General features: G+C 68.3%; 7 protein-coding genes. 3 read left to right on the forward strand and 4 right to left on the reverse strand.

Annotated elements, in window-relative coordinates; all coding sequences use genetic code 11:
* Window positions 1-199: 199 nt before the first annotated feature.
* Complete coding sequence (locus tag BQ8420_RS05190; RefSeq protein WP_087096660.1) at window positions 200-1,603, forward strand: DUF6177 family protein; 1,404 nt, start codon at window positions 200-202, stop codon at window positions 1,601-1,603.
* Between the two features lie 277 nt (window positions 1,604-1,880).
* Window positions 1,881-2,984, forward strand: a complete 1,104-nt coding sequence (locus BQ8420_RS05195; protein WP_235005932.1) for an ISAs1 family transposase — start codon at window positions 1,881-1,883, stop codon at window positions 2,982-2,984.
* Between the two features lie 18 nt (window positions 2,985-3,002).
* On the opposite strand, the gene BQ8420_RS05200 is transcribed toward BQ8420_RS05195, so the two are convergent.
* The 3 genes from BQ8420_RS05200 to BQ8420_RS05210 all read right to left on the reverse strand — a co-directional run bounded on the left by BQ8420_RS05200 (window position 3,003) and on the right by BQ8420_RS05210 (window position 5,423).
* A complete protein-coding gene (locus BQ8420_RS05200; protein ID WP_235005933.1) occupies window positions 3,003-3,320 on the reverse strand; it encodes a hypothetical protein in 318 nt (105 codons plus the stop codon).
* 278 nt (window positions 3,321-3,598) lie between these two features.
* Window positions 3,599-3,961, reverse strand: a complete 363-nt coding sequence (locus BQ8420_RS05205) for a hypothetical protein (protein ID WP_235005934.1) — start codon at window positions 3,959-3,961, stop codon at window positions 3,599-3,601.
* Window positions 3,962-4,124: 163 nt separating this feature from the next.
* Window positions 4,125-5,423 carry a 3'-5' exonuclease gene (locus BQ8420_RS05210; RefSeq protein ID WP_235005935.1) on the reverse strand — a complete coding sequence of 433 codons (1,299 nt, stop codon included), beginning with the start codon at window positions 5,421-5,423 and terminating at the stop codon, window positions 4,125-4,127.
* A 58-nt stretch (window positions 5,424-5,481) separates the two neighbouring features.
* On the opposite strand from BQ8420_RS05210, the gene BQ8420_RS32590 reads away from it, so the two are divergent.
* Window positions 5,482-5,667, forward strand: coding sequence for a hypothetical protein (locus BQ8420_RS32590; protein ID WP_235005936.1), 186 nt, complete (start codon window positions 5,482-5,484; stop codon window positions 5,665-5,667).
* Window positions 5,668-5,854: 187 nt separating this feature from the next.
* On the opposite strand, the gene BQ8420_RS05215 is transcribed toward BQ8420_RS32590, so the two are convergent.
* Window positions 5,855-10,378, reverse strand: a complete 4,524-nt coding sequence (locus tag BQ8420_RS05215) for an AAA domain-containing protein (protein ID WP_235005937.1) — start codon at window positions 10,376-10,378, stop codon at window positions 5,855-5,857.
* Window positions 10,379-10,425: the final 47 nt, after the last annotated feature.

Here is a 10,425-nt window from a genome sequence, read left to right on the forward strand (position 1 = left end):
GGTACGGAACACCCGGACCAGGGCAAATCGGAAGTGCAACTGTAGTACCGGCCGCACTACCCACCGCGAAGGTGAACCCGAACTCACACCTCGAGGTGCAGTCGGGTATCTGCCCAAGCACCTGATGCAGCGTTCCGAAGGTCGTATGACTCCCAGTAGCGTGGAAACCATCTGAAATCCCCCTTGAAGGAGCCCTCGGTTGAGCCGTGACGTGATCGCTCTGCTGGCGCAGAGCCCCAGCCGCCGTTCGCTGCTGGAGTCCCTGGCCGCGGCCGACCCCGCGCTACGAATCCGGTTGGTCGCCGAGGGAACCGTGGTGGAGCTGCGCGAGGACTCGGGCCGGTTGGTGCTCGCCGTGCAGTCCGCACAACACCTGGCCGCGTCCTCCGAGGCCGACCGGCTCCTGGAACAGGGCCTGGCCGACGGCCTTCCGGCACAACCCCTGTGGGTGGAGGCTCGGGGCACCGACCTGGCGGACGTGGACACCCTCGCTTTGGCCCGCCGCTTCGCCCAGGCCCTGGTCCAGCGGCACGGTGGAGTGCTGTGGGAGCCGGAGTCGCGGCTGTCCCGGGACCCGTGGCTGCTCGGGGGAACCGACCACCCCGCGGTGAGCGCGGTGACCGAGAAGAACGCGGTACTGATACAGGACCGCCCGGTGGTGCCGTTGTCCAGTTGGTTGGTGGACGCGCTGGCCAGGTACGGGCGCGAGGGCCTGGGCCTGCAACTGCTCACCCCCTCCGGCTCCATGCTCACGCATGGCCTGTGCACGCTCCTGAGCGACCCCAACGCCACCTGGGTGGTGCGCACCGACGACGGACACCACTACGACGGGTTCAACGGTCTACCGCTGACGTGGCAGGACGGGGTGGGCTACGTCCCGGACCCGCAAGCGGAGACCAAGGACGGCCCGCACCAGGACTTCCAGGCACGCCGGGAACACGTCACCGGCTCCCATCTGTACGTGGACCTACAGATGGATCATCCGGTCTCCGACGAACTGGAACTGGGCGGGGTCGTGGAACTGCTCGCCCAACAGTTGGGCGGTGCCCCACCATCGGTGTGGGGTGTGGCCGAACCGTTCTCCCGCGCCTGGGACACCGCCGAACTCACCGACCTGGCGCGCGGGCGGGCGCCGGGTGAGACCACGGTGCTGTTCCATGGGCCGCACGGCTCCGACCTCACGTTCGGTGGTCGTTGGCGGGTCTTGAGAACCGCCTCGGGGATGCGCGAACACGTTCGTTTCACGGTCGGGGTCCAGGGCGATCCGGACCTGGCGGCGTTGGAGCCGCTGGTGCGAGGGTTGGCCGAGCGTGACGGGTTGCGTTCCATGACGGTGCGACGCGCCATGGGCCGCGCCGACCTGCTCCAGCCGCCGCGTTGGGCCGGTGTCTCGATCCCGGTCGGTTTAGCCGTGGGAGCCGAGGGCGTGATCGCGCTGGGCAAGGCCAGCGCGTTGGCCGCCCCGGTCAAGGGCGAGGCGTTCGGCCCGCCGATGACCCCGGTCGTGTGGTATCGGATCGGGGACGGGGTGGAACCGGACTCCTGGAAGCGTTTCAAGTCACTGATGCGGCACCTGCGTCCCCCGGCGCCGAGGCGTCGCTGACGTTCATCGCTCGGAAAGGCTCAAGGGGCGTCACGGGCGAAGTGATCGAGCGGTTCCACGTACCCGGGTCCGCGAAGCTTCGCGCTGCCTCCACCGGCGTGTTCGTCTCGCACCATCGGTTCCGGGTTCATTCCCAGGGGTGTTGCAAAGTCAGTGACGGGCGGCATCGCTCCTGGTCACAGGAGCGTTTCAGCATGAGGGAAGCCCCTTGAACACAACAACGGAGCCCTGGTAGAAGATCAGGAACTCTCACACCCCTGGCCTCACAAGGACTCCGTTGCACCCCAAGTCTGCCATGCCCGCCTCCGCCCTGTCCGCGCCCGCAGAGGAAGAAGCTGATCCTCGCCACCGGCGGGGCCGCCGCCACCGCCTGGGCTGCATCGTCCTGATCTGCCTGTGCGCGGTGCTGGCCGGAGCCCGCTCCCTGACCGCGGTTGGCCCATGGGCGACCAACGCACCCCAGCACACCCTGGCCCGGCTGGGAGCCCGCACCACCTGCCCCGAACTCGGAGTGCGCACCGCCCCCTCAACAGCCACCATCCGACGGGTGCTGACCAGCCTGGACCCCACCGCCCTGACCCGCATGACCACCACCGCCGACCTGGCCGTGCTCATCAGCGACGGCAAGAGCGTGCGAGGCTCACGCACCCGCGACCACCAGTCCGTGCACCCGCTGGCCGCGATGACCCCCACCGGCAACGTCGCCTCCCAGGTCCGGGTGGCCAACAAAACCAGCGAGATCGGTGCTCTCCAAGATGTCCTTGACGGGTTGGACATCGAAGGCAGCGTGGTCTCAGCCGACGCACTGCACACCCAGACCGACACCGCCCAGCACCTGGTCAGCGAGCGCAAGGCCCACTACGTGCTCACCGTCAAACGCAACCAACCGACCTTGTTCAACCAGGTCAAAGTGCTTCCATGGGCGAAGGCGCCCACCCTGTTCACCGAAACCTCGCGTGGGCACGGGCGGCAGGAGAGGCGCACGGTCAAGGTACTCACCGCACCCCGGATCACGTTCCCCCACGCGGCGCAGGTGCTGCGGGTGCACCGGTGGGTCAAGGAGTTGGCCACCGGGCGGGTGCGGCGTACCTACGCCTACGTCATCACGAGCTTGCCCGCCGAGCGGGCCAACGTTGCCCGGTTGGCGGGCCTGGTGCGGGATCATTGGCGGATCGAGGCGCTACATCATGTACGGGACGTGAGCTTTGGTGAGGATGCCTCGCGGGTGCGGACCGGGCACGGTCCGCAGAACATGGCGATGCTGCGCAACCTGGTGATCCCGCTGCTGGCGGAGTTGGGACACACGAGCATCCCCGAGGCGGTGCGTTGGATGTCCTACGAGGCTTTCAACCGCCCGCTCGACCTTCTCGGGCTCGCGTGACCAGCGCTGATCCCGACCTCACCCGACTTTGAAACAGCCCTGGTAGAGCTGTGACGCGTGCTCGACCTTCAACTCCCCGTTCGATTTCTTGCACTCGATGAGCATCTGCCCTTCGTTGTTGTGCATGATGGCATAATCGACCTTCTCTCCCTTCTTCACCCCCACATCAGCGGTGAATTCGGGAACCACCTCGCGCGGATCGAAGACGTCGTATCCCAGAACCGTCGCGATGAAGGGCATGACGAACGCGTTCTTCGCCGCCTCCTCGGTCTGGGCCATCTCGCGCTGCTTCTGCACCTTGAATCTCAGCGCGGAGACCTTCTCGTTGAATTCCATGACGACCCTTCTCCGGTGACTGGTCAGGGAACCATAACAAGGGAGAAGGCTCGATACCCACAGGTCGATAGGTTCGTTATAACTGCGGATCAGGTAACTGTTTCCATAAGAAAGGAACCCGCCTCCACTGCAGCTGAGGACGGGCGGTGCGGGTCGGCCCCACCCAGCAACGAAACCGCAGTGACTCGGAACCCACCTTGACCGCGACGTGTAATGGTGCGTCCGGCCACGGCCACGGAAAAAGATGTTCTAAAAAGGCGTTTCTGTTGGAGCGCGTGCTAGTTCCGGTCCATTCTGCCGAGAACGAACGCCAGAGGTCCTTGGTAGGTCGTCCCCAAACTGGTGACGGTCGCTTCCAGCGGGCCAGGCCCGTGCTTCAATCGGCTGACGTAGTTCTCGGGCAGGAGCACGCGGTCACCGACTTCAAGCGGAGTCTCACCACGCCAGCGATAGGCATAACCTCCGACATCCACGACCTGGTCTCCTCCGATCTCATGGATACGCGTTTCCTTGTCGAGTCGCTGGCGGAGTTCCTCCACCTGCCTTTCAAGCCACGTGATTCGGAGCTTGGAGGATTCGCTGGAGGACCTGGCGCCGGACTCACGACCTTCCTGGTAGCCACACCGGTACGCGTCGGCCACAGCCCGGTCCTGCTCCGTGGAGTGGATACCGCAGGCAACGTCCGATCCGCTTACCCGGACTTTGCAGGGGTTCCCGGACTTGGTGGGACGTCCGCACGTACGCACCTGGTTCTCCATCATGGTCTTTTGCTCCTCGTCAGGGGGTGGAAGCGCTGGATTCCGTCTAGAAGGGCAGCAGTCCCGAGACTGCCGCCGCAACCGTCGCCCCGGTCGCCATGAAGAGCAGCACCACGCCCGCGCAGCCGCCGCTCTTCTTCTGGGCCTCAGCGGGGAGAGTGGCGGTGATCCGGTGCGGGCCCCGGTCCGCCCGGATCTCGCCACGCGCCGCCCGGTCGCGCTGTTCGTGCGGGGCCATGAACTCGCGGTGGTACTCCTTCTCCGTGAGCTCGCGGGGCCGCCAGGTCGTCAGCCAGTTCCGGTGGTCCTCGGTCCGCTGGTGCTGGCGCTGTTCGGCACTGACCTGACCCGCGATCCTGGCGCTGCCGCCGTCCTCGAACAGGTTTCGGTCGGCCCGGTGGGAGGCCTCCTTCAGCACGTCCCACGCCTGGGCCGGGGTCAGCACGCGGTGCCCGCTCTCGAGTGCCCCTTGGACCTTGGGATCCTCCGAACCCCCCTCGGCGATCACCAGGCGCACGGTCTTGGTGACGTTCACCCCGACGGTCGCACCTTGGACCACGGCGTGCTCCGCCACGGCGCTGATCGCGGCGGACTCCCCCAGCGGAACGATCCGCCAGCCCTTGAGCGGGCCGTTCTTACGCTCCTTCTCCTTCTCCGCGATGTGGAGCAGGTCCTGGATGGCGTGCCCGGCCCCGAGGTTCTTCGCGGCCTTCTCCAGCTCGCGGAGTTCGGTGCTGGTCACCATCCCGTCCGCCTCGGCACGGGCCCGGGCTTCGAGCATGACCTGTTCGTGCACCTGACGGATGGTGGACTGCGTGAACCCGGCGGCGGTGGCGAGGTCGGCGAGCGGGCGGGCCTCCTCCGCGACGATCTTGCCGTCAGCCAGGGCGTGGCCGAGCATCGACCGGTAGGCGGCCGCCCCCTGAGGACTGGGCCGGGGCGAGGGGTTCATGTCGGGCAGGCTGGCCACGAGGCTAGCCAGCCATCCTTCCTGCCCTCTGCGCAGCCCCACGATGTGCGGGGCGATGACCCCGTTGCGCGGCAGCGCGGGCAGCGGCACAGGCCCGGGACCGGTCCAGCTGAGCGGTACCGGGCTCTGGTCGATGAGCATGCGCAGCATGTGCGCGCGCTGCCGGGCTCCGGACAGGGCGTTGGAGTTCCACGCCGGCCACTCCCCCGTCATGAGCCGGTACAGGTGCCGGGCCTTGTAGGGATAGGTGTCCAGCTGGCTGCGCATGAGGCGGAGTGTGCACAGTCCGGGGACACCGGTGGCGCGGACACCGAGACGCTTGAGTTCGCTGTCGAGGAAGCGGTCTTCGTAGTCCAGGTTGTGGGATACGACCACGGCGCCGCTGAGCCGTTCGAGCAGGTCCCCGGCGATCCGGTCGAAGGTGGGGGCCTGCTTGACCTGGGCGTCGGTGATCTCGGCGTGGTCATCATGGGGAACCGGACGCTGGGGGTTGACCAGTGTGGAGTACTCGTCCAGGACGGTGCCGTCGCGGGTCGAGACCCTGGCCTCGGGTCAGGCGGCCTTGGGTGAACATGGGGACTCCGAGGGGGTAGTGGGGCTGGGGCTGCTCGTGGGCTGACCGGTGATGTCGCCGGTGTAGAGCAGGTGGTTTCAGCCCCGATTGTCTTGCTCACAGCGCCCCTTCGGGCGCCTTGAGGTCGGTGGTTTTCAGTGGTTGTCGCGATGGGCAAGAAGCGTCATCTGGGGCACGTTCGAGCCGGTTAACCTTGACGGCAGCCGCGCTGACGGTACTGGCAGCGCTCACATCACAGGCCGACGGGCTTGATCTCCATCCGCTCCAGCTGCTCCCACAGGGGTTGCAGAGCGCTCTCGGGGTCACGGAAGAACCTGCTGCCGCGGATGCGCACGAAGGTCCAGCCGACCCGTTCGAGTTCGCGCTGGCGAGCCGCGTCCGCGTCGGCGTTGGCCTCGTTGTGGAAGGCGTCGCCGTCGCATTCCACCGCCAGACGGCGGGTACCCCCCTCGACCACCAGGTCGATCCAGTAGCGCCCGGCCGGGTACTGCGGCCGGACCCGGTGGCCGCGGGTGCGTAGCGCCCGGTAGACGCGCTGTTCGAAAAGACTGTCGAAGGGCGCGACCCGCTCGTCAGCGGGTACGTCCCCGATCCCGGTGCCGTCCTGCTCGTGGACGGGTCGAGCGAGGTAGTCGAGGTAGGCGCGGCGCAGGTCCGTCTCCCCCAGGTCGGTGAGCGCGAAGCTGTGGAAGAGCCACACCTGGTCGCGGGCGCGTGACGCGGCGACGTTGAGGGCTTGCTGACTCGACTGGGAACTGTAGGGGGCGGGACGGCGCGGCTCCCCCTCGGCGTCGAAGGGGGCCCAGACCGCACTGAGGAACATCACGTCGCGTTCGTCGCCTTGGAAGGCGGCGGGGTTGCCGACCCGGATCCGGCGCTCCGTACGCTCCTCCAGGCTCACACGTTCGACGAGCAGGTCCTCGATGAGCGTCTGCTGGGCTCCGCTCTGGAGGGTGACCACGCCCATGGTCCGCCCCTCGTAGGCCGGGTCGGCGCAGCAGGCGGCGATCTGTCCCACCAGTTTTCGGGCCTCGGCCGGGTTGGTCTGCCGCTGGTTCCTGCCCTCGAGCATGCCGTCGCCCACGTGGACGGTTTTCACCGGGGGTAGGCGGTCGGCCCCGTACTGGCGCAGGGGCTGGAGCCTGCCGTCGTAGAAGTTCTCGTTCGAGAACCCGATGATCTCGGGCATACAGCGGAAGTGCTCCCTGAGCATGAGCTGACCACGGCTGTCCGCGAGGCCGGAAGCGATGTCGAACAGGCTCCGGTTGGGGGAGAACAGGTGGCGCCGCGAGGCTGGATAGCCGCCCAGGTGCCGTTCCTGGAGAGTGAAGACCTGTTCCTGGTCGACACCGACGTTGGCCGGACTGACCTGTTTGTCGTCACCGACGACCACGAGGCTCTTGCCGAGCCAGGCCAGGAGCAACGCTTCAGGCCCGGACTGGCTGGCCTCGTCCACGATCACCACGTCGAACACTCCCGGGGTGTCCATGGGAACCGTGGACACCACCTGGTAGAGCGGCATGATCCACGCGGGTACGGCGGGCTGGGCCTCGCGCAGGCTCTCCCTGGCGTGGCGCCGATGGCGGTGGGCGTGCGTACCGGTGCCCTTTCCGAGCTGACGCACGCTCTGTTGGTAGGAGCGCAGCGCGACCTCCTGGTCGCGGGTCAGGCGCACCAGGCAGGACTGCCAGGCCTTGGCCGCCGCCAGCCTGGCCATGGTCAGTCGGGCTTCGCCGTCGGCTTCCTTGAGGCGTGAACGGCACCTCTCCTCGGCTTCGGGGTCGGTGAACTCCGCGAGGCGCCGGTTCCACACCGCCCAGGCCCAGGCCGGTTCGATCCCGGTGAGGCGCTCGTCCCAGACCGGCGACTGAGGGGCGTCAGCTATGGCATGCGCCAGGGAGGGGTGCGCGTCGGAGACGACGGCGAACGCCCTGTCGTAGGCGTCCGCCAGACGGGCGGCACCGCGTACGCGTTCCAGGGCGGTGCAGGCGTCGGTGTACAGCTGCGGGTCGCGGGTGCGGACGGCGGTGCGGGCTCGGCGCAGTGCTTCGGGCTCGGGGTGGGAGTGGTCGGCCCACTGCCGGAGTTCGGTGCGTGCCCCCTCCAGCAGTTCCCGGGCGGGGGCGGCGTCGAGTTCGGCCTCCACGGCCGCCAGCAGGGTCACGACCCTGGCGGTCTCGGCCCCGTCAGCCCAGTCCAGGGAGGTCAGCTGAGGCAACCCGACGGCGGCCTCGATCAGAGCGGACCTGGCGGCCGCGAGTTCGATGAGCTGGTCCAGGTCGGCGAGGGTGTCGCTGAGGCGAGCTGTACGGGTTCGGGGGTTCTCCCAGTCCGCGGCTCCGGACTCCGCGGCCATCGCGCTGTCGGCCTCGAACAGGGCGCGTTCGGCGTCAACGCGGTGGAGCAGGACACGAGCCGCCCGGTCGCTGTCGGGCGGGCGGCCGTCCACCGTGACGGCCGACAGGAAGGCGGCGTTGCGCTTGGCCAGAGCGGTACGCAGACCGAGGAAACCGTGGAGGCGCTGACCCGCGGACAGACCGTCGTGCAGGTCGTTGGCATGCCCGAGGGCCTCTCCGAGGCCGAAGCCATCGAGTCCACCGATGAGGGCGCGGCCGACCTCTGCCATGTCGCGCTCAGCGCTCTCCAGGGCAGTGCGCACCGACTCCGCCTGGGTGCGGATCTCTCGGTCACGGCCCGCCAAGGCCTTGCCGCGTTGGAGGTCCCACCCCGGGTCGAGGCGTGCGGTCGCTACCCCGGCGGCGGTGAACCCGTCCAAGCGCGCGCGGAGTCGGGAGCACTGTTCGCGGGTGAGCCCGCGTAGGAGCTCGTCGAGATCACCGCCCCAGGTGCCCGCAGCGCCTTCGGCCGCTTCCTCGGCCCGCGCGACCGCTTCCAGCGCCTGCTCGAAGGCGCTGGGAGCGGGGATACGGCCTGCTTCGGGGACCTCCGCGGTGATGGCACGTAGTTCGGGGGTGTAGTCGCGGGCAGTGTGGAGGAGGGAGAGCGCGGCGGCCGAACCGAGCGGAGGCTGGTCCGGAGCTACGGAACCGATCCAGGAGTGGCGTGGTTCCTCCGCCGCGAGGCGCTCGGCGATAGCGCTGAGGGTGCCCTCGTAGTCACCGACGTCGCGCGGATGGTGGTGGGTCTCCCGTTCACGGATGGCGCGCAGGTCCTTCAGCGCCCGGTCCCGATCCCGGCGTGCCCTGCTGAGCCGGTCCTCCAGGGCCGCGATCTCGCTGTTGGCCCGTGCCGGGTCGTTCCCCGCCTGGCGTTCGAGGATGGCCCGGACCGAGTTCTCCAGTTCGCGTTGGGCCTCCACACCGTCTCCCGTGCGGCTCACCGCCAGAGGACGGATCTGTTCCGGGAGTTTGTCCTTGAGGACCTTCAGCGCCCGAGTGGTGTGGCTCGTGATGAGGATGCGCCGGCCCCGGGCGAGAAGGTCGGTGACCAGGTTGGCGATGGTGTGTGTCTTGCCGGTTCCCGGCGGGCCCTGAACGACGACGAGATCACTGTCGCGCAACCGGTCGGCGATGGCTCGCTGTTCGTCGTTGGAGGGCAGGGCGAAGTACAGCTCCTCGGAGGGGACCGGCGGCCGGGGTCCGTCCTCACCGTGTTCCCCTTCCCGTCCCGGCTCCGAGGAGGGACCCTCCCCGATGATGTGCCGAAGCAGGCCGGTGGGTGCACCGTGCCGCGCCACTGCCTCGCTGATCTCACGCAGGGCGTTCACCTGTCCGCGCTTGGGCCTTTCCCGGAGGACGAGAGCTGGGGCGAAGGAGACCAGCGCCGTCTCGCCCGGCGTGTTCGCGGGCTGGCGTTGGAGGTTCTGTTCGTATCGGGCACCGGCGGAGGCAGACAGAGCCCACTCCCGGAGCGCTTCGTGCAGGTACTGGACGCCTTCCGGGCCGGGGGACTCCGAGGCGCGTTCAAGCAGGACGCGGAGGCGTTCGCCGGGTTCTTCCCGCAGACGCTGACCGGCTTCCAACATGTCCTCTTCAAGGGTGAAGCCGGGGGCGTCGGGGTCGGGGGTGACCTCGATACGGCCCTGGTCGTCCATGCCGAGGACCACACGCCGGGTGAGGAGGTGACGCCGCACCGCGTGGCCTTCGGCTGTCCAGGTCAGGAGCCCCATTCCGAGGACGAGCTCGTAGGACTCTCCGAAGCCCACCGCTTCCTGGCGGATGCGGTGGAGGTCCTCGTAGAGCTTGACCAGCGGAGCTATACGGCGCTCCCGCTCAGCCCAGGCCCGCCAGGATTCCGCCCACACGCGGTGGGCCGCGATCACCTCCTCACGGTCGTGCAGATCCGTGAGGGCGGCGGCGCGACCGTCCGGCGGGCGGGCGGAGGGTTCCCCGCCCTGTTCAGCGCCTCCGGTGACACGTACGAGTGCCTCCTCGCGCAGTCCCGGCGGTTGTTCCCGTTCGCGGGACCAGAGGGCCTCGGGGTCCACCCAGGGGCTGAGAAGTCCGGGGAGCGCCGGAGGGTCGGAGCGTTGAAGCCGTTCCACGAGCAACCAGGTACCGGTGGTGTTGGTGTTGCCAGTGGTGTCGGTGTCGAAGAACCCTGAGGCGACGCTCGGCGTGTCCCGTGGCAGGTCACCGAACCAGAGGGTTCTGGCGGCGCTGTCCACCGTACGCACAGGTTTACTCCGCGTCTCCTCCGATTGGCGGAGGAAGTCGTACATGCGCTTGACACCGTCGGTGACCGGCGTCGGCTCTGGGGCTGCCACAGTGCTCTCGTGCTTTCGTCGCTGACTCATATACACAACTCCGAGCCCACGAGACGGAGCTACATCTCGAATGCCGT

Origin of the sequence: Nocardiopsis sp. JB363 (genome assembly GCF_900143625.1) — a bacterium.
GTDB lineage: Bacteria > Actinomycetota > Actinomycetes > Streptosporangiales > Streptosporangiaceae > Nocardiopsis.